The 18,659-nt window shown below is 41.8% G+C and carries 20 protein-coding genes; 4 read left to right on the forward strand and 16 right to left on the reverse strand.

Annotated elements, in window-relative coordinates; translation table 11 throughout:
- Window positions 1-18: 18 nt before the first annotated feature.
- From OC530_RS02420 to typA, 7 genes are all read right to left on the reverse strand, one after another.
- Window positions 19-1,239 carry a cell division protein FtsQ/DivIB gene (locus tag OC530_RS02420; protein ID WP_262079177.1) on the reverse strand — a complete coding sequence of 407 codons (1,221 nt, stop codon included), beginning with the start codon at window positions 1,237-1,239 and terminating at the stop codon, window positions 19-21.
- 9 nt (window positions 1,240-1,248) lie between these two features.
- Window positions 1,249-2,307: a UDP-N-acetylglucosamine--N-acetylmuramyl-(pentapeptide) pyrophosphoryl-undecaprenol N-acetylglucosamine transferase gene (locus tag OC530_RS02425; RefSeq protein ID WP_262079178.1), complete on the reverse strand. Its 1,059-nt coding sequence runs from the start codon at window positions 2,305-2,307 to the stop codon at window positions 1,249-1,251.
- A gap of 1 nt (window position 2,308) precedes the next feature.
- Window positions 2,309-3,661, reverse strand: coding sequence for a UDP-N-acetylmuramoyl-L-alanine--D-glutamate ligase (murD, locus tag OC530_RS02430; protein WP_262079179.1), 1,353 nt, complete (start codon window positions 3,659-3,661; stop codon window positions 2,309-2,311).
- Window positions 3,662-3,869: 208 nt separating this feature from the next.
- Entirely contained in the window at window positions 3,870-4,511 is a 642-nt protein-coding gene (locus OC530_RS02435) for an ABC transporter ATP-binding protein (protein ID WP_000571283.1), read from the reverse strand.
- Window position 4,512: 1 nt separating this feature from the next.
- A complete protein-coding gene (locus tag OC530_RS02440) occupies window positions 4,513-6,534 on the reverse strand; it encodes a bacteriocin-associated integral membrane family protein (RefSeq protein ID WP_262079180.1) in 2,022 nt (673 codons plus the stop codon).
- A 475-nt stretch (window positions 6,535-7,009) separates the two neighbouring features.
- The gene (locus OC530_RS02445) at window positions 7,010-7,264 is read right to left on the reverse strand and encodes a DUF3165 family protein (protein WP_023932983.1); all 255 of its coding nucleotides are present in this window, start codon (window positions 7,262-7,264) and stop codon (window positions 7,010-7,012) included.
- Window positions 7,265-7,283: 19 nt separating this feature from the next.
- A complete protein-coding gene (gene typA, locus OC530_RS02450) occupies window positions 7,284-9,125 on the reverse strand; it encodes a translational GTPase TypA (RefSeq protein WP_000164111.1) in 1,842 nt (613 codons plus the stop codon).
- A gap of 161 nt (window positions 9,126-9,286) precedes the next feature.
- Between typA and OC530_RS02455 the strand changes: the two genes are divergently transcribed.
- On the forward strand, window positions 9,287-10,012 hold the full coding sequence (locus OC530_RS02455) for a pseudouridine synthase (protein ID WP_262079181.1): 726 nt from the start codon (window positions 9,287-9,289) through the stop codon (window positions 10,010-10,012).
- A 33-nt stretch (window positions 10,013-10,045) separates the two neighbouring features.
- Here OC530_RS02455 and OC530_RS02460 read toward each other — a convergent pair whose 3' ends face one another.
- Window positions 10,046-10,429: a rhodanese-like domain-containing protein gene (locus OC530_RS02460; RefSeq protein WP_262079182.1), complete on the reverse strand. Its 384-nt coding sequence runs from the start codon at window positions 10,427-10,429 to the stop codon at window positions 10,046-10,048.
- Window positions 10,429-10,659, reverse strand: a complete 231-nt coding sequence (locus tag OC530_RS02465) for a YqgQ family protein (protein WP_001808324.1) — start codon at window positions 10,657-10,659, stop codon at window positions 10,429-10,431. The genes OC530_RS02460 and OC530_RS02465 overlap by 1 nt, the downstream gene beginning before the upstream one ends.
- Window positions 10,660-10,761: 102 nt before the next feature.
- Here OC530_RS02465 and OC530_RS02470 point away from each other — a divergent pair, with 102 nt between their 5' ends.
- Entirely contained in the window at window positions 10,762-11,670 is a 909-nt protein-coding gene (locus OC530_RS02470) for a LysR family transcriptional regulator (protein WP_049501939.1), read from the forward strand.
- A 53-nt stretch (window positions 11,671-11,723) separates the two neighbouring features.
- On the opposite strand, the gene OC530_RS02475 is transcribed toward OC530_RS02470, so the two are convergent.
- The 5 genes from OC530_RS02475 to miaA are packed head-to-tail and all read right to left on the reverse strand — an operon-like array spanning window position 11,724 to window position 16,175.
- Entirely contained in the window at window positions 11,724-12,479 is a 756-nt protein-coding gene (locus OC530_RS02475; RefSeq protein WP_262079187.1) for an SDR family oxidoreductase, read from the reverse strand.
- A gap of 20 nt (window positions 12,480-12,499) precedes the next feature.
- Complete coding sequence (rnz, locus tag OC530_RS02480) at window positions 12,500-13,429, reverse strand: ribonuclease Z (protein WP_261063122.1); 930 nt, start codon at window positions 13,427-13,429, stop codon at window positions 12,500-12,502.
- A gap of 14 nt (window positions 13,430-13,443) precedes the next feature.
- On the reverse strand, window positions 13,444-14,067 hold the full coding sequence (locus tag OC530_RS02485; RefSeq protein ID WP_262079191.1) for a cystathionine beta-lyase: 624 nt from the start codon (window positions 14,065-14,067) through the stop codon (window positions 13,444-13,446).
- Window positions 14,060-15,298 carry a GTPase HflX gene (gene hflX, locus OC530_RS02490; protein ID WP_262079193.1) on the reverse strand — a complete coding sequence of 413 codons (1,239 nt, stop codon included), beginning with the start codon at window positions 15,296-15,298 and terminating at the stop codon, window positions 14,060-14,062. Before hflX ends, OC530_RS02485 begins: the two co-directional genes overlap by 8 nt.
- Complete coding sequence (gene miaA / locus OC530_RS02495) at window positions 15,291-16,175, reverse strand: tRNA (adenosine(37)-N6)-dimethylallyltransferase MiaA (protein WP_262079195.1); 885 nt, start codon at window positions 16,173-16,175, stop codon at window positions 15,291-15,293. Before miaA ends, hflX begins: the two co-directional genes overlap by 8 nt.
- 120 nt (window positions 16,176-16,295) lie before the next feature.
- Between miaA and OC530_RS02500 the strand changes: the two genes are divergently transcribed.
- On the forward strand, window positions 16,296-16,466 hold the full coding sequence (locus OC530_RS02500) for a DUF3042 family protein (protein WP_001051780.1): 171 nt from the start codon (window positions 16,296-16,298) through the stop codon (window positions 16,464-16,466).
- A gap of 56 nt (window positions 16,467-16,522) precedes the next feature.
- Window positions 16,523-16,726: a hypothetical protein gene (locus OC530_RS02505; RefSeq protein WP_262079201.1), complete on the forward strand. Its 204-nt coding sequence runs from the start codon at window positions 16,523-16,525 to the stop codon at window positions 16,724-16,726.
- On the opposite strand, the gene OC530_RS02510 is transcribed toward OC530_RS02505, so the two are convergent.
- Entirely contained in the window at window positions 16,723-17,562 is an 840-nt protein-coding gene (locus OC530_RS02510; RefSeq protein ID WP_262079203.1) for a thymidylate synthase, read from the reverse strand. The genes OC530_RS02505 and OC530_RS02510 overlap by 4 nt on opposite strands.
- A gap of 97 nt (window positions 17,563-17,659) precedes the next feature.
- A complete protein-coding gene (locus OC530_RS02515; protein ID WP_262079205.1) occupies window positions 17,660-18,619 on the reverse strand; it encodes an ROK family glucokinase in 960 nt (319 codons plus the stop codon).
- Between the last annotated feature and the right edge of the window lie 40 nt (window positions 18,620-18,659).

Below are 18,659 nucleotides of genomic sequence, written 5' to 3' on the forward strand. Positions count from 1 at the left end.
ATAGGAGAAAAGCTAAACCTAACGACGCGATGAACGCTGACTTGTTTGATTTCGATTGCTCTCTTCCTCTTGTTTTTTCTGTTCTTCTTCTAAACGTTTACGTTCTTCTTCCTGCTTTTTCTCGGCTTCCTTAGCCTCTTGTTTGGCTTTTTCCTCAGCTTCCATAATCAATTTATCCGCCACAGTGTAACTGTAAATTCCAGCTTCCATGTCGACCACACTCGGTTCTGACAATTGAGGTTTAATCTTGCTGTAATAAGGCAGTTTCTTACTCATTTCAGAAAGGGGAACCAAGACTTCGTCCGAATCATTCATAGTCAATCGAATTAAATCTGATGTGACCTTGCTTGGGGCTAGTTCCACCTTTTGGATAGCTGCCTTAAGTTCTGGGCTAATTTGAGCAAGTTCTGAGACAAAAGCCTTGATTTGTTCACTATCATTAAAGAAAACAGATAAATAGGTTTCTGGCAGACTAACCAAGCTCACAGAACTGGTCTCAAGCTGACCACTGGAAAGAATAGGATAATGACTTTCTCCAGAAACATAGTAGGCCACAATATCATATTCCTTGACCTTTATAGTAAACTTGGTTGGAAATTGATAAACAAGCTGAGCTGATTCAACCCAATAGTTAGACTTAATCTGCTCTTCATATTTTGCCTTGTCTAGCAAAAGATTAATCGTATAATCCGAATCCTGAATGCCTGAAGCCTGTCGGATATCATCAGCCGTAGTGTGCACCGTTCCCTCAACACGAATATCCTTCATGGTCGCATAAGGACTGAGCAAATAAGCAGAGACAACCAATAAAAGCAGACTTGGAAATAAAATCGTTAGAGCTCGCAAGATATGGAGACCAGGAATCTTTGCTTTGGCTGGTTTTTCTTTTGTAGCCTTTTTAGCAAGCTTTTTATCCTGTTCCTCGTCCTCTTTAGACCCTGATTCTTCTTTCTCTTCTTCCTCTTTGTCACCCTCTGAGGATGCTACTTTTTCCTCAGACTCCTCCTTAGCTGATTCTTCATCTTCCTGGTCTGTTTCACTCTCCTGGTCCTGCTTGTCCTCTGATTTCTCAGTTTCTTCTCCCATTCGAGCTTGTCTTTCCTTTTCTTTCTCCTCAGCTAGGGCTGCCTCTTCTTCAGCCTTCTTTTTTAGGTATTCTTGGTTTCGTTTCTGCCATTCTGATAACTCTTTAAATTCTTCGAGGATTTCTTTGCCCTCTTTTTTCTTATCTTTTGACATTTACTTTCCTTATGATAAATCGTTTTTCAATAGTTGATAAAAATCTGCTAGAGATTTCAATTCCTTTGAAGCCTTCATCTTAGCTTGGTAATCTTCCTTGTGACTTAGTAAGTGAGAAAGCTTCTCTTCCAAACTATCCAAGGTCAAATCACTTTCTTGAAGCTCTTCTGCATAGCCTTTTTTTACAAAGTAAGTCGCATTTTCAATCTGGTCTCCACGACTAGCTTCACGACCAAGTGGCACAATAACATGTAATTTTGCCATGGCCAAGAGCTCAAAAATCGTATTGGCACCACCACGTGTCACAACAATATCAGCCAATTCCATCAAGGGTTGATAGAGATTGGTCACATAGTCGACACGAAAGAGATTTTGGCTCAACTCGTTCAGGCTAGAATCTCCAGTTAGATTGATAATATTGTAGCGTTCTGTCAGTTCTTTCTTATGGTCTGTCACCAATTGGTTAAAGACACGAGCACCTGCAGAACCACCGACAAACAATACAGTTGGCAATTGGGGATTAAAGTGGGTTTGAATATCCACCAATTCATCGGGTTCTGGATTTTTTTGATCTGAAACCTTGGTCACTGCTCCCACATGCTCAACCTTAGTCAAACTTGAAGCTTGCTCAAAGGTTGAATACATCTTCGTCGCAAATTTATAGGCGATTTTATTGGCCAAGCCCATAGATAGGTCAGATTCGTGAATAAAGACAGGAACTCCAGACACACGCGCAGCGATAACTGGCGGCACTGAGACAAAGCCTCCCTTTGAAAAAAGGGCCTGTGGACGAAGTCGCAACATGATAAAGAGCGATTGGACAATTCCCCAGCCAACTTTGAAGACGTCCAGCATATTTTGCCAAGAGAAATAGCGACGCAATTTGCCAGTCGCAATGGAATGGAAGGTGACATCTAGACCCGACTTGAGGATTTCTTGGTGTTCGATCCCACGCTTGTCCCCGATATAGTGGACTTCCCAACCATCTTCGATGAACTTGGGCATTAACAAAAGGTTGAGGGTCACGTGTCCAACCGTCCCCCCACCTGTAAAGACAATTTTTTTCATATTATTCCTTTAACTCCGCTACTGTGTCGATAAAGAGGTCGCCACGTACTTCAAAGTTAGCATACATATCCCAGCTGGCATTGGCTGGACTGAGAAGAACCACGTCTCCTTGAGTCGCAAGCTCGTAGGCCTTGCGGGTCGCATCTGCAATATCAGTCGCATCCACATAAGCCACACCAGCCTTATCTGCTGCCCGTTTGACACGTTCTGCAGACTGACCGAGGATGACCATCTTCTTGAGTCCAGTAATATCTGGCACCAATTCGTCAAACTCATTGCCACGGTCCAAACCACCGGCAATCAAGATGACCTTGCTGTTGTCAAATCCTGACAAGGCTTTTTGGGTAGCCAAGATATTGGTTGACTTGCTATCATTATAAAATTTGACACCCTTGATTTCATCCACAAATTGGAGACGGTGTTTGACACCACCAAAGGTTGAAAGAGTTTCTTTAATAGTTTGGTTATCTACACCACGGAGCTTGGCTACAGCAATCGTCGCAAGGGCATTTTCTACATTGTGGCTACCTGGAACTCCGATTTCGCTGGCTGTCATAATCACTTCTCCACGGAAGTAGAGATGACCATCTTCCAGATAAGCTCCATCAACCTTTTCAAGTGTTGAGAATGGTACAACTGTAGCTTGTGTTTTAGTAGCCAATTCTTTTGCCAAGTCTTGGTTAAAGTTCAAGACAAGGAAATCAGCCGCTGTCATCTTGTTCTGGATATTCCACTTGGCTGCTACATATTCCTCAAAAGAACCATGATAATCGATATGAGTTGGCATGAGGTTGGTAATAACCGCAATCTCAGGATGGAATTCTTGAACGCCCATAAGTTGGAAAGAAGAAAGTTCCATAACAAGAGTGTCCTTGTCTGACGCAGTTTGAGCCACTTGACTAGCTGGATAGCCGATATTTCCTGATAAGAGACCATGTTGACCAGCAGCAGTCAAAACGTCCCCAATCATAGTCGTTGTGGTTGTTTTTCCATTTGAACCTGTGATACCGATAATTGGCGCTTCTGAAATCAAGTAAGCCAATTCTACCTCAGTCAAGACTGGAATTCCCTTTGCCAAAGCCTTTTCAATCATGGGATTGCTGTATGGGATGCCTGGATTTTTCACCATAAGGGCAAACTCTTCATCCAAAAGTTCCAAAGGATGGCCACCTGTAATGACCTTAATCCCTTCTTCCAGCAAACTTTGCGCAGCTGGATTGTCCTCGAAAGGCTTCCCATCATTTACTGTCACAATGGCACCTAGCTTGTCCAACAAACGAGCTGCAGATTCACCAGACTTGGCCAAACCTAAAACAAGGACTTTCTTATTTTTAAATTGATCTATTACTTTCATGTCTCGAACTCCATTTCTACTCCTACTATTTTACCATTTTTATGGAAATAAAAAAGCCACAAAGTGTGTTTGTGACTCTTTCTTCTAAATGATACTCTTCGAAAATCTCTTCAAACCACGTCAGCTTCGCCTTGCCGTACTCAAGTACAGCCTGCGGCTAGCTTCCTAGTTTGCTTTTTGATTTTCATTGAGTATGAATCTTACCTTATCATCTATGTGATAAATCGGTAACTCGAATGACTTGGTCTACTTGCTCCCAAATCAGAGGATTGTGGGTCGCAATAATAATAGTTCGATTCGGATTTTTTAAAGACTCTAGGATAGAAAGTAATTCCTCAGAGTTTTTGGGGTCTAGTGAAGCGGTTGGTTCATCTGCGAGAATCAAAGGTGGATCCTTTAAAATTATCTTCGCTAGTGCAACACGTTGTGCTTCTCCTCCTGATAATTCAAAGATAGGTTGCTTTAAATCTAAATAAGAGAGGTTAACACGGTTTAGAGCTTGTTTCATCAAAGAAATTTTCTCTTTTTCTTTCAACTTTTTACCAACTAAACCCAGATTGAGGTTCTCTTTGACGGTTTGGCTTTCGATTAAGCCAAAATCTTGAAATAGGTATCCTAAGTAATCTCTAAAGAAAACAGAAGGCTTGATGTCCTTAAGAGAAGTACCATCATAGATGATTTGTCCTTTGTCATATGGCTCTAATCGTCCAATCATATTCAAGAGTGTTGTCTTACCACAGCCACTTGTACCGATTAAGGCATAAATTTTCCCACCTTCAAAATGAAGATTCGTATCTGAAAATAGCTGACGGCTTCCAAATTTTTTAGATATATTCTTTAGTTCAATCATCCTATTTTCCTTTCATAATTGTCATAGAAACACGAGATTCTTTATGAGCTTGACGGTAAAGCGTCAAAACTGCACTAGCTAGAAAGACTAATAAAGTGAGCAAGCCAATCACCAAGTCTCGACTGCTTAAAATAAAGAAACTAGCACCAAATACAAAACTGGCAAATTGACTAACCATATACTGAGCATGTGTTTCAAAAAATCGTAAACCTGAAATTCGTTTAATCAAGATATCTCGGCGGAATTGCTCGAAATATAGAAGATTGACAGAATAAAAGAGTAATAAGGAACTGGCTATCCCAACAATAGCTCCTAAGATTAAAGTTGCTGTTTCAGTTTGAACTTCATTATAACGAGTTAGATAAACACTTCTTCCTTCTTTAAGATAGGATACTTGCTCATAAATTCCAGCTTTCTTTAAGAGTTCTAGCCCACTCTCATATCCTTTGATAAAGAGTTGTTTTCCAGCATTGATAGACCAACTAAATTTGGAAATGATACTATCACCTGTAGATGTTGGAGTAAATACAACTAAAATTGGATCGGTTAAGTACTGGATAGATACTGGACTTTCACCGTTATTATAAATAAATCGCTTTTCTCCAGTTGGAAGATAGCTAACAATCGCTCTCATTTCATACTCTAAAGGAGCACTTGCCTCCTCACCAGATTTTCCATAATAACTCAAACTCTCTTCAAAAGCTTTCTTAAGTTCTGCTTCCTGTGAACGAAGAGATTCTGGTAGTAAGAGTCCAAATTCACCTTTTTGAAGATGGGCTAGTTTCTGTCTAGTCTCATCATTTACAGTCACATTTTCCTTGTCCAAATAACTTGGGCTGACATAAAGAACATTAGCATCTGGACTATAGGTATCCAGTGTCTCTCCGTTTTTATTTTTTCTTTGAGGATTTGCAAAATGAATGAGATTATCTTTTACAAATAGAGCCTGTTCTTTTTCAACTGCTTCTTTGGAAAATTCATACCACTTATTCAGATTTTCTGTATCTTTTCCTCTATCACCTAAACCAAAAGAAATTTGATAATAATCTGCTCTGTCCTGCCATGCTTGTTTTGAAATTTCAAGTTCTTTCAATCGTTGGTAAGACGTCAAGCCTGTCTTAACAGCGTAGCCTACTGTAAAAACAGCTACTAACTGACACAATAGGGTTAAAGCCATCAAGCGTTTAAGGGGTAATCTCCCCTTAATAACAGGAACTAATGCTTTATAACTCAAACTCATTAGATAAAGGAGCATTAGTAAAATTGAAATACCCAATAAAAACAACAGATAGAAACTAATCCCAAAAACATAGGTGGCTAACAAGATAGGATAAAACAAACCTTGACTAAAAAGAACGACTCCCCCACCTAGGAAGGAAAGGAGGGCTGATAGAAGGAGCCACTTAATATCAGTCGATAATGAATGCCCCATAATGGATAAGAGAGTCTGACCAGAAAAGAGTTTTATACCTGCTGCTCTCATTTCCTTAATCCGAGTGATAATCACTAAAGCAAAGAAAGATAAGCCAAATATTGCTAAACTAATTAAAATAAGGGGATTTAGTAACATTCGAAAAGCAAGAGAATAGGGCGGTGTCTTCCGGTCAGCAATTGCTTTATAACCCAAATCCCCTAATTTATCGGCAAGCTTTTCTTTTGTCAAGGAGCCTGATAAAAGGAGATAACTATTTAGTGGATCACTACGTTCACGACTTTCTTGACTAGCTTCTTGGAATTCTTTTGGTAAAGTTCCCTGACCATAAGTTGCATAAGTAAAGTGAGTCGTCCCATCCTTACTCGGCTCTACAATTCTTCTAGCTATTAAACTCTGTTCTGAGTTTGCAAAATTCTCCAATTCCTGTTCAAATACCTCACGCGTCGGTTCCTGAGTATCTTTTTTGACACGAAGTAAGGAGACGGAATCATAGCTTGCATATAAATATTGTGGCGCACGTAAGACAATAATCCAAGCAAGGAAGAAGCTGAGAAAAAAAGTTGATAATAATATGAATAGTTTCTTCATAGTAGACTCCTTGTATAAGAGAATAACCCTATAGAAAAAGATTTTATCTTTTATAAATTCTTAGAATTATTTTCCTAGTTTAATCCATTACACCCTGAGCACCAAGACAACAATACTCTTCAAAAATCTCTTCAAATCGCGTCAACGTCGCCTTGCCGTACTCAAGTACAGCCTGCGGCTAGTTTCCTAGTTTGCTCTTTGATTTTCATTGAGTATAAATTTAATCCTTTCTTATTTTGAAAACGATTTCTTATAACTTAAGTATATCACTTTCTATATAATCTATCAACATATTTCACTAAAATATTGTTAGTAATAGAATTTTATAGTTCCCTTAAAAATAGATGTCATTAACGAATTTTATTCCAGTTTTTCCCATTCATATTATCCAAGCAAAAGAGATGATGTTATAGTAAAAAACAATTCAAACTATTGTAAAATTCCTACCAAAAAAAGAGAGCCAAAACTCTCTTTTTTATCTTCTTTTACTTTTTTTGACTGGCATGAGTGTGATGTCTCTCACACTAAAGTAAGCTAGGATTAACATGGCTATTGCTAGGAACATTTCTGTTGGTAATTGAAAAATTTTCAGAAAAGATAGAGCCAACAAAACCAAGAGTGCCACTAAAATACATACCATAGCGACGATATTGACTGTTCCTTTAATGCTTTCTGGTGTCGCAAATACATAGAGTAGGAGCAGTAAAATTCCTAGGACTAAATAGACCATCTTTCTCTCTTTCTAGCTCTTATTCAGCTGATTTTTTCTTCTTGTTAGCTTTCTCACGCTCTGCCTTGTTAAGGATTTGTTTACGCAAACGGATAGACTCAGGCGTTACTTCCATGTACTCGTCGTCGTTCAAGAACTCAAGAGATTCTTCAAGGGTCAAGATACGAGGTGTCTTGATTACAGCTGTTTGATCCTTAGTAGCTGAACGAACGTTGGTCATTTGTTTCGCCTTAGTGATGTTAACTGTCAAGTCATTTTCACGAGAGTTTTCACCGATGATCATTCCTTCATAAACCTCAGTACCTGGGTTGACAAAGATCGTACCACGTTCTTCGATAGACATGATTGAGTAAGTTGTAGCCTTACCAGCGTCGATAGAAACAAGGGCACCACGGTGACGACCACCAATTTCCCCTGGAATCAATGGCAAGTATTGGTCGAAGGTATGGTTCATGATACCGTAACCACGAGTCATTGACAAGAACTCAGTTGAGTAACCTATCAACCCACGCGCTGGAACAAGGAAGACCAAACGAGTTTGACCATTACCAGTTGAAATCATATCCAACATTTCACCCTTACGTTCAGAAAGGCTTTGGATAACAGACCCTTGGTATTCTTCTGGAGTGTCGATTTGAACACGTTCAAATGGTTCGCATTTAACACCATCGATTTCTTTTACGATAACCTCTGGACGAGATACTTGAAGTTCATAACCCTCACGACGCATTGTTTCGATAAGGATTGACAAGTGCAATTCTCCACGTCCTGAAACAGTCCATTTATCTGGTGAATCAGTTGGGTCAACACGAAGGGAGACGTCTGTTTGCAATTCTGCCTGCAAGCGTTCTTCCACCTTACGAGAAGTCACCCATTTACCTTCTTTACCAGCAAATGGTGAGTTGTTGACCAAGAAAGTCATTTGAAGAGTTGGCTCATCGATGTGTAGGATTGGAAGAGCTTCAACTGCGTCTGTTGGAGTGATGGTTTCACCGACAAAGATGTCTTCCATACCAGAAACGGCAATCAAGTCACCCGCTTTTGCTTCTTGGATTTCACGACGTTCCAAACCAAAGAAACCGAAGAGTTTAGTAACACGGAAGTTTTTAGTTGTACCGTCAAGTTTAGAAAGGGTAACTTGGTCCCCAACTTTAACAGTACCACGGAAGACACGACCGATACCGATACGTCCAACGAAGTCATTGTAGTCCAAAAGTGATACTTGGAACTGCAAAGGCTCATCTGAGTTGTCTACTGGAGCTGGGATATGGTCGATAATCGTGTCAAAGATTGGTGCCATAGTAGCTTCTTGGTCAGCTGGATCATCTGACAATGAAGAAGTTCCGTTGATCGCTGAAGCATAAACCACTGGGAAGTCAAGCTGGTCGTCATCTGCACCAAGCTCGATGAAAAGTTCCAAGACTTCGTCCACTACTTCTGCTGGACGAGCTGATGGTTTGTCGATTTTGTTAACAACCACGATTGGCACAAGGTCTTGTTCCAAGGCTTTTTTCAATACGAAACGAGTCTGTGGCATGGTTCCTTCGTAGGCATCTACGACCAAGACAACACCGTCAACCATTTTCATGATACGCTCAACTTCTCCACCGAAGTCCGCGTGTCCTGGTGTGTCCATGATGTTGATACGAGTTCCGTTGTAAGCAACAGCTGTATTCTTAGCAAGGATGGTAATTCCACGCTCTTTTTCGATATCGTTTGAGTCCATAGCACGCTCTGCCAATTCAGTACGTGCATCAAGCGTTTCTGATTGTTTCAATAATTCGTCAACGAGGGTTGTTTTACCGTGGTCAACGTGGGCGATAATCGCAATGTTACGGATATCTTCTCTTAATTTTGTCATGATTTCCTCTATAATATTCAAAATTTATTTTCTAACTGAACGATTATACCATATTTTCAAGTAAATAACATAATTCAAGCAAGTGTAAATGTTTTCACTCTGCTTTTCTTTTCACGTCAAGCCTTTTCAAAGCAAGCGACTTATGATAAGATAAGCACAGTATGCGTTTAGATAATTTATTAGCCCAAGAAACAGTTAGCCGAAAGGCCATGAAACAAGCCTTACTCAAAGGAGAAATTCTCGTCGATGGTTGCCCAGCCCGCTCCCTAGCCCAAAATATCGATACAGGACTACAAGAACTCCTTTTTCAGGATCGTATCATTCGAGGCTATGAGCACACCTATCTGATGCTTCATAAGCCTGTTGGTGTCGTGACAGCCAACAAAGACAAGGAACTTCCGACCGTCATGGACCTGCTGTCACCTGACATCCAATCTGACAAGTTCTATGCCGTCGGCCGACTGGACCGAGATACGACAGGGTTCCTCCTCTTGACCGATAACGGTCCCTTAGGCTTTCAGCTCCTCCACCCCCAATATCATGTCGATAAGACTTATCAAGTTGAGGTTAATGGACTTCTAACACCTGACCATATCCAAGCCTTTCAAAAAGGAATTGTCTTTTTAGATGGTACTGTCTGTAAACCTGCAAGGCTAGAGATTCTATCTGCAAGTCCTTCCCTCAGTCGAGCCTCCATCACCATTTCAGAAGGAAAATTTCATCAAGTCAAGAAAATGTTCCTCTCGGTTGGTGTCAAGGTGACTTCTCTCAAACGTACCCATTTCGGGCCTTGGAGTTTGGATGACAATCTTCAAGAAGGAGACTATCGCCCCCTCAACTCCCAAGAATTGGCAAGCATTCGTGACTTTCTCAGAAAAAGTGGTTAAAAAATGAGCTCGGAAACATCCGAGCTCATTTTCTTACTTCTCAACTTTGACTTTCCCTTTCCAAGAATCCAATCCATAAGAAAGGATATAAATCTCAGAAAAACCTTGTTTTTTCAAGTAAAGGGCTGAATTTGTAACTCGTTGCGCACGTTGGTTTTCGTAAAGAAGGACAGGTTTATCCTTACGAAGAGCTGCAAGACTAGTTTTCAACTGACTTGAAGGAATATTGCGCGCACCCAGGATATGTTTTCTGTGGAATTCAGCTGGATCGCGCAAATCAATCAATTGACCCGTACGAATCAAGGCTTCAAACTCCTCATTGTCTACGATTTTAGCCGCACGGCGAATACGAAGATAGTTAAAGCCCATCCACGCCAACATTGCCAGTATAAGTGCCCACAAAATCCAAGTAACCATTAGTTCTTTTCTCCATTTTTCTCAATATAATCCAATTCTACCTTGTGCTCTCTGCGAAGAACCGCTTCCGCTTCCAGATAATCCAGTTTGTCCATCAACCCTGCATCGTAAATTCGAGAGAGCTCCAACTTCATCAGTTCAATATCATATAAGCGTTTTCCCATATAAACAATAATACCAAATCGTTTGAGGAATTGCTGCACATCATAGAATGTTTTCATAAGACTCATTCTAGCAAAATTTTGTGTTTTTTTCAAGAAGAGACTTACACAATGCTCCTGATTTTCCTATCTTCTTTGGCGATTCTGACGCAAGTGTGGTACAATAAAAACATGAGAATTCAACAATTACATTATATTATCAAAATCGTCGAAACCGGCTCCATGAATGAGGCAGCCAAGCAACTCTTTATCACTCAACCGAGTCTTTCCAACGCTGTGAGAGATTTGGAAAATGAAATGGGCATTGAAATCTTTATCCGCAATCCCAAGGGCATTACCTTGACTCGTGATGGGATGGAGTTTCTCTCTTATGCCCGTCAGGTTGTCGAGCAGACCCAGCTTCTGGAGGAACGCTATAAAAATCCTGTCGCCCACCGCGAACTCTTTAGCGTTTCGTCTCAACACTATGCCTTTGTGGTCAATGCCTTTGTCTCTCTACTCAAGAAAAGCGATATGGAAAAATACGAGCTCTTCCTTCGTGAAACTCGTACTTGGGAAATTATCGACGACGTCAAGAACTTCCGTAGTGAGGTCGGGGTCCTATTTTTTAACAGCTACAACCGTGATGTTTTAACCAAGATGCTGGATGACAACCACCTGCTGGCTCACCATCTTTTTACCGCTCAACCGCATATCTTTGTCAGCAAGACCAATCCTCTGGCAAAAAAAGACAAGGTGAAACTCTCTGATTTAGAAAACTTCCCTTATCTGAGTTATGACCAAGGGACGCACAACTCCTTCTATTTTTCAGAAGAGATTCTTTCTCAAGAGCACCACAAGAAATCCATTGTGGTCAGCGACCGTGCTACCCTCTTTAATCTCTTGATTGGTCTGGATGGATACACGATTGCGACAGGGATTTTGAATAGCAACCTCAACGGAGACAATATCGTTTCTATCCCACTAGATATTGATGACCCAATTGAGCTGGTCTATATCCAGCATGAAAAAACCAGCCTATCCAAGATGGGCGAACGCTTTATCGACTATCTCCTAGAAGAAGTCCAGTTTGATAGTTGAGAAATGATAAGAACCAATATGTAGGCTAGCAACAACCTGCACATTGGTTCTTTTTACTTATAATTAAAAGTTTCCCCTGCCAACTTATCTGCTAGCTTGGGAAAGAGAGTATAAAACTTATGGGCTAGATTCAACAAAACAGGAAGATTGAGTTCTCGTTTGTTTTTTCCTATAATCTTGACAATCTTTTTAGCCACTGCATCTGGTTCTAGCAGGAAGCGGTCAACCGACTTGAGATAAGTTCCATCTGGATCGGCCTGGTCAAAAAATCCTGTACGAATTGGTCCTGGATTAACTGTCGTTACATAAACACCGTAGGACATGAGTTCTAGGCGCAGAGCATTTGAAAAACCAATAGCGGCAAACTTGGTCGCTGAGTAAAGACTAGACTTGCCAGTAGCGATTAAACCTGCCATGCTGACGATATTGATAATATGGCCTTTTCGACTTTCCTTCATTCGAGCCGCAAGGCGACGAGACAGATTCATCAGGGCAAAGGTATTGACCTCAAACATCTGGTGAATATCTTGGTCAGAAATCTGGTCGAATTCCTCAAAAATCCCGTAACCAGCGTTGTTTATCAAGACATCAATCTTGCCATAGCGGAGATAGAGGTCTGCTACCAGAGATTCTAAGGCTGAGTCATCGGTAATGTCTATTTCAAGCAATTCTGCTTGTGGATGATTTCCGTAGAGTTGGGCTAATTTTTCCTTATTTCTACCAAGTAAGATGAGCTGGTCTTCTGGCAGGAGTTTGACTATTTCTTGGGCTAGGCCACCGCTAGCTCCGGTAATGAGAATAGTAGGCATACTGTTCCTTTCTCAAGCTTTTAGATTTCCACTTCTTCCAAATCCTTGACCACATGGACGTTTTCAAAGACACTAGCAGCATCTTTCTTGAGTTTGCTGATATCTTTTGAGAGGAAACGGGCACTGATATGGTTGAGCAAGAGTCGTTTAGCACCTGCTTCTACTGCTACCTCCGCTGCCTGCATGTTGGTTGAGTGGCCATGGTTACGAGCAATTTTTTCATCACCCTTGCCATAAGTGGACTCATGGACAAGGACATCGGCATTAACAGCCAGACGCACACTGGCATCCGTTTTTCGAGTGTCTCCTAAAATAGTGATAATTTTACCTGGACGGGGAGCTGAGATATAGTCAGCTGCCTTGATTTCAGTACCGTCTTCGAGAACAACGTCCTGACCGTTTTTGATTTTCCCAAAAAGTGGGCCAAATGGGACACCTGCCGCCTTGAGTTTTTCAGCATCTAGCGTTCCTTCCAAGTCCTTTTGAATGACACGATAGCCAACACAGAATATAGTATGATCCAACTCCTCTGCATACACCGTGAATTTATCGGTCTCAAGGATTTTACCTAGAGAATCTTGGTCAAACTCATGAAAATGAATACGGTAAGGCAGGCGAGAACCTGACACACGAAGGCTGGTTAAGACAAATGACTTGATCCCTTGCGGCCCATAGATTTCCAAATCTGTCTGCTCTTCATTAGCTTGAAAAGCACGGCTAGAAAGGAATCCTGGCAAGCCAAAAATGTGGTCTCCATGCAGGTGAGTGATAAAGATTTTGCTGACCTTACGTGGTCGAATTGTGGTTTCCAGAATGCGATTTTGCGTTCCCTCTCCACAGTCAAAGAGCCAAACTTCGTTAATCTCGTCCAAGAGTTTCAGGGCGAGACTTGAAACGTTGCGGGCTTTAGAGGGCTGACCAGCCCCCGTTCCTAAAAATTGAATATCCATTCGATACTTTCTAATTAATCAATATATAACATGGCTGTGCGGTTTTCCGATCGGAAATAGCGCTTGCCAGAAAAAGCAGCAGCTTCTTGCAGTAAATCCTCTTGGCTGTAGCCTTTGAGACGCTTACGACCATCAGCCAAGCTTTCTAAATCAGTCAAAGCCGTGAGACTCTCCACGTTCACAACTTCCTCGTCCCCGACAGCCTTCATATAAATCTTACCAGACTCTTCAAAGACTAGTTGATGGGGAAAAATTTGCGCAATTTCAAAGAGTAAGTCATCTGAAATTTTCTCTTCATTCTCAGAGAAAATCCGCCCCAGCCCCTCACTCTCATAGCAAAAACCAAAGGATTTACCAGACAGATTAAGACGAATAAAAGGCTTATTTTCTAGGGTGAAACTTGGCTCAGCATTGTAGAGATTCAGTTCCTGACTGACTTCTGCAAAATAATCAGTCGCAGCCTCCGGACTCTTTTTCTGGTATAGCTCTGCAAAGTAGGCATTGACTACACTGGGCGGAGGTGTGATAAGTGCCAACTGCTCCTGCTCTGTCTTGCCAGCTAGAAGCTGATCCAGATAGACCTTGTCCAGACTTGTATAGCCCCCATATTTTAGAGCCAACGTTTTAATATCAGTCATAAAATTCCTCTAACCTCCATTTGTTTTTCTCAGAAATGTAGCCTCTAATCACTTCACCGTCATCCTGATAATCACGTTCTTCCAGAATCGCAACACTTTCTAAATCATGAATCTTGTAGGACTTTGAAAAAGGCACTCGCAGGGTAAAGACTTCAAAAACATCCTTGATTTTCTCTAAAAATAGAGATTGCAAGTTCTCACGACTATCCTCAGATTTGGCAGAAATGAGGGCATAAGGCGTTTGGGTCGGCGTAAAATCCTCCACCAAATCCGCTTTATTATAAAGTGTCAGGCGAGGAATATCCTCCATATCCAAGTCTTTCATGATAGAAAGAACTGTTTTTTCATGCTCTTCGTGGTAAGGATTGCTGGCATCGATAACATGAACTAGAAGGTCCACATGCTTGCTTTCTTCCAAGGTCGACTTGAAACTGGATACCAACTCTGTCGGCAAATCTTGGATAAAGCCAACGGTATCAGTCAAAGTTACTTGGAGATTGCCTCCCAGATGGATACTCTTAGTCGTCGCATCTAGAGTCGCAAAGAGCTCGTCTGCTTCATACTGAGTCTTACTGGTCAAGGTGTTCATGATAGTTGACTTCCCAGCATTGGTATAACCAATCAAACCAATCTTAAAGGTGCTAGACTCCAGACGTTTTTCTCTGACAGTCGCCCGATTTTTCTCAACCACCTTGAGCTGGCGCTCGATATCCGTGATTTGATTGCGAACGCTACGACGATTCAGCTCCAGCTGGCTTTCACCAGGTCCACGGGAACCAATTCCCCCTGCCTGACGACTGAGCATAATCCCCTGACCAACCAAGCGAGGCAAGAGGTATTTGAGTTGTGCTAGGTGGACTTGGAGCTTCCCTTCATGGCTTCGAGCTCGCATGGCAAAGATATCCAAAATCAACTGCATACGGTCAATGACCTTAACACCCAGAACTTCCTCCAGATTGACATTTTGCCTTGGGGTCAGACGGTTGTTGACAATGACAGTGGTGATTCCTTCTGCATCCACCATAAGCGCAATCTCTTCCAACTTACCAGAGCCGACGAAGGTCTTGGAGTCATACTTTTCACGTTTTTGTTTGTAGCTATCTACAACGACTGCCCCTGCCGTTTTCGCTAAACTGGCCAATTCTTCCATGGAGAGATCAAAATTGTCCATTCCCTGCAATTCTACACCAATCAGCAGAACCCGTTCCTCTTTTTTCTCCGTTTCAATCATCTAAAAACTCCTCTATCTGGCTTAAAATGCGGTCTTGCACACCAGCTTCTCCAATCTGATAAAAGGTGACCTGCATGCGATTACGGAACCAGGTCAACTGACGCTTGGCAAAACGACGGGTCGCCTGTTTGAGACTCTCACTAGCTTCCTCCAAGGTCTGCTCTCCGCGGAAATATGGAAAGAGTTCCTTATAGCCAATTCCCTTAGCAGCCTGCACATCTGGATAATGGTCAAAGAGCCACTTGGCCTCATCCAAAAGCCCAGCCTCAAACATCAAATCCACTCGATGATTGATTCGTTCATATAATTGACTGCGTTCATCATCCAAGCAGATAATCAATGGTTCATACAAGGTCTCTTGATTTTCCAAATCCTGACCAAAATGGGCAATTTCCAAGGCACGCATAGCACGACGACGATTAAACTGGGGAATTTCAAGGCCTGCTTGCGCCACCAGATGAGCTAATTCCTCATCTGAATATGGCTCCAAACTAGCTCGATAGTCCAAAATCTCCTCATGAGGAGTCTCCCCACCCAGGTGATAACCTTCTAGCAAGCTCTGGATATAAAGCCCAGTCCCACCGGCTATAATGGCTAGCTTGCCACGGCTGTGAATATCCTCAATAGCCATCTTAGCTTCTGAAACAAAATCAAAAGCCGAGTAAGACTCGGTTACCTCTCTAACATCGATTAAATGATGAGGAACAGCTGCCTGCTCTTCTGGACTAGCCTTGGCCGTCCCAATATCAAGTTCTCGATAGACTTGCTGGCTATCTCCACTAACCACTTCGCCATTAAAACGCTTTGCAACTTCAATGGCAAGGGCTGTTTTTCCAACTGCAGTCGGTCCAACAATCACAATTATTTTTGTTTTCATCTTTTTTCCTTGAAAAATTCCCATTTTTTCGTTACTATTATTATAACACAAAAAGGTCAGTCAGAAAAATGTGACCTCTTGAGGAGGCTGGCTGATTGAGAATATAAAGGAGGAAGACTCATGGCTAAAGGATTCGCTAAAGGTCTTGTAACAGGTGTCGCAGGAACTGTCGCTGCCGTTGCAGGTGCAGTATACGCATTTAAAAAGAAAGTAATCGAACCAGAAGAGCAAAAAGCAGCTTTCATCGAAGAAAACCGTAAAAAAGCAGCTCGCCGTCGTGTATCACGTTAAGAAATAAAAGAAGTTGGGATTATTCTCAACTTCTTTTTTCTATTCTTTTATACTCAATGAAAATCAAAGAGCAAACTAGGAAGCTAGCCGCAGGTTGCTCAAAGCACTGCTTTGAGGTTGTAGATAAGACTGACGAAGCCAGCTCAAAGCACTGTTTTGAGGTTGTGGATAGAACTGACGAAGTCAGCTCAAAACATGGTTTTGAGGTTGTAGATGAAGCGACGCTGACGTGGTTTGAAGAGATTTTCGAAGAGTATTAAATAGCTAGATCAAACTTCAACTGTGGCTTGACAGGGTCATAATCCACCAACTCAAAATCTTCTGCTTTTATATCAAAGAAACTAGTCCCATCAGGAACATTTAAAACCAAGCGTGGTTGGCAGTTTGACGGCTCACGACGGAGCAATTCCTGAGCTTGTTCAAATTGATTATCATAGATATGAAGGTTGTTGATAAAATAGAAGAACTTCCCAACCTTCCAGCCAAAATGCTTGGCAATCATCATTTGAAGAGCCACATACTGCATAGCGTTGATGTGGTGGGCCACCAGCATATCGTTAGAACGCTGGGTCAAGGTCGCATCCAGATAGATTTCCCCATCTACACGGCGGACATCAAACATGGTCTGAAAGGCGCATGGAAGGAGGCCCTCTGTCTCCTCAAAAGCTTGGTAATCCCAAAGGGAGATAATGTTTCGACGGTTCCAAGGGTTAGCTTCCAACTGTTTGAGAAGCTTGTTGATAATGTCGTGTTTCTTAACAACAGCACCATATCGCTCTCCAATAGTACCTGTATCTCCCACTTCCCAGTCATTCCAGTAGTGGACATTGTACTTATCATTAAGCACTTCTAGGCTGTTGGACTGGTCTTGGTAGATCCATAGCACTTCCTTGATAGCTGATTTGATAGCAATGGGACGCAAAGTCGTGATGGGAAATTCGCCCTTAGCCAAATCATACTCGGCAAAGGCACCGGTTATGTACTTGGAGTTAGCCACGGTTCCATCCTTGTACTTGGGACGAGCCTGCTCAGAAAATACACCGTCTTTAAGGATTCGTTCAATATTTTCTTTAAAAATCGTATCTGCTTTTGTCATTTCGTCTCACCTCATTCATTGTCCTAACTAGTATAGCATAAAAAAAGAAAGGAGGAAAATCACTCGCTTCTGGAAAGCAATTTTCTCCTTTTTTATCTTATTGCAATACAAGTGATGCTGCCCCGATAACTCCAGCGTCATTTCCTAGAGTTGCAAGAGCTAATTTAGTGGATGTGCGTACTTGTGGGAAACTATTTTCATCGTAAACTTTTTGAACACCTTGTAGAAGGAATTCTCCTGCAGCTGACACACCACCACCGATAACAATTGTTGATGGGTTTAGGATTGAACCGATGTTAGCACAAGCAATTCCTAAGTAACGTGAGAAGTTACGGTAAACGATTAAAGCAAGGTCGTCTCCTTCTTTTGCAAGGTCAAAGACAGTCTTAGCAGTCACTTCTTCTCCATTATCAATCAAGCGTTTCAAGGCTGCATCGCCTTCGTATTCATCGGCATAACGACGAGTCAAGTTGACAATCCCTGTTGCTGAAGCGACTGTCTCAAGGCAGCCTTTCTTACCGCAAGTACATGCGATTGGTTGGTCAAAGTCAACAGTGATGTGGCCAAGCTCACCTGCTGCACCAGCAACACCGTGAAGCAATTTGCCTTCTGCGACGATACCACCACCAACACCAGTACCAAGTGTCATAAAGACAACATCTGGTTGGTTATCACCAGCCCCCATCCAGCGCTCACCAAGAGCTGCCACGTTGGCATCATTATCGATGAAAAATGGAATGCCCAAGGCTTTTTCAATTTTCTCTTTAATTGGTTGAAGGGTTTTCCAGTTCAAATTGTAGGCACCAATAACAGTCCCGTTTTCACGGTCAACCACACCTGGTGACCCCATTCCAATTCCTTGGAAGTCCGCTGCTGCCAATCCAAGCAAGGCCAAACGATGTTGAATAGACTCAATCATATCATCTACGATATGACTTCCCTCATCCAAAATGTTGGTCTTGATAGACCATTTTTCTTGGATTTCTCCCTCTTGAGTTAAAATTGCGAACTTGATAGATGTTCCACCAAGGTCAATTCCAATAATCTTTTGACTCATCATATTCTCCTTTTTTATTATGAATTAATTGAAAATGCTT

Source organism: Streptococcus sp. Marseille-Q5619, from assembly GCF_946901205.1.
Lineage (GTDB): Bacteria > Bacillota > Bacilli > Lactobacillales > Streptococcaceae > Streptococcus.

Bases quoted from the DNA above. Each gene is read 5' to 3' on its own strand.
- OC530_RS02420 (WP_262079177.1), bottom strand. From the start codon at position 1,239: ATGTCAAAAGATAAGAAAAAAGAGGGCAAAGAAATCCTCGAAGAATTT.
- OC530_RS02425 (WP_262079178.1), bottom strand. From the start codon at position 2,307: ATGAAAAAAATTGTCTTTACAGGTGGGGGGACGGTTGGACACGTGACC.
- murD (WP_262079179.1), bottom strand. From the start codon at position 3,661: ATGAAAGTAATAGATCAATTTAAAAATAAGAAAGTCCTTGTTTTAGGT.
- OC530_RS02435 (WP_000571283.1), bottom strand. From the start codon at position 4,511: ATGATTGAACTAAAGAATATATCTAAAAAATTTGGAAGCCGTCAGCTA.
- OC530_RS02440 (WP_262079180.1), bottom strand. From the start codon at position 6,534: ATGAAGAAACTATTCATATTATTATCAACTTTTTTTCTCAGCTTCTTC.
- OC530_RS02445 (WP_023932983.1), bottom strand. From the start codon at position 7,264: ATGGTCTATTTAGTCCTAGGAATTTTACTGCTCCTACTCTATGTATTT.
- typA (WP_000164111.1), bottom strand. From the start codon at position 9,125: ATGACAAAATTAAGAGAAGATATCCGTAACATTGCGATTATCGCCCAC.
- OC530_RS02455 (WP_262079181.1), top strand. From the start codon at position 9,287: ATGCGTTTAGATAATTTATTAGCCCAAGAAACAGTTAGCCGAAAGGCC.
- OC530_RS02460 (WP_262079182.1), bottom strand. From the start codon at position 10,429: ATGGTTACTTGGATTTTGTGGGCACTTATACTGGCAATGTTGGCGTGG.
- OC530_RS02465 (WP_001808324.1), bottom strand. From the start codon at position 10,659: ATGAGTCTTATGAAAACATTCTATGATGTGCAGCAATTCCTCAAACGA.
- OC530_RS02470 (WP_049501939.1), top strand. From the start codon at position 10,762: ATGAGAATTCAACAATTACATTATATTATCAAAATCGTCGAAACCGGC.
- OC530_RS02475 (WP_262079187.1), bottom strand. From the start codon at position 12,479: ATGCCTACTATTCTCATTACCGGAGCTAGCGGTGGCCTAGCCCAAGAA.
- rnz (WP_261063122.1), bottom strand. From the start codon at position 13,429: ATGGATATTCAATTTTTAGGAACGGGGGCTGGTCAGCCCTCTAAAGCC.
- OC530_RS02485 (WP_262079191.1), bottom strand. From the start codon at position 14,067: ATGACTGATATTAAAACGTTGGCTCTAAAATATGGGGGCTATACAAGT.
- hflX (WP_262079193.1), bottom strand. From the start codon at position 15,298: ATGATTGAAACGGAGAAAAAAGAGGAACGGGTTCTGCTGATTGGTGTA.
- miaA (WP_262079195.1), bottom strand. From the start codon at position 16,175: ATGAAAACAAAAATAATTGTGATTGTTGGACCGACTGCAGTTGGAAAA.
- OC530_RS02500 (WP_001051780.1), top strand. From the start codon at position 16,296: ATGGCTAAAGGATTCGCTAAAGGTCTTGTAACAGGTGTCGCAGGAACT.
- OC530_RS02505 (WP_262079201.1), top strand. From the start codon at position 16,523: ATGAAAATCAAAGAGCAAACTAGGAAGCTAGCCGCAGGTTGCTCAAAG.
- OC530_RS02510 (WP_262079203.1), bottom strand. From the start codon at position 17,562: ATGACAAAAGCAGATACGATTTTTAAAGAAAATATTGAACGAATCCTT.
- OC530_RS02515 (WP_262079205.1), bottom strand. From the start codon at position 18,619: ATGAGTCAAAAGATTATTGGAATTGACCTTGGTGGAACATCTATCAAG.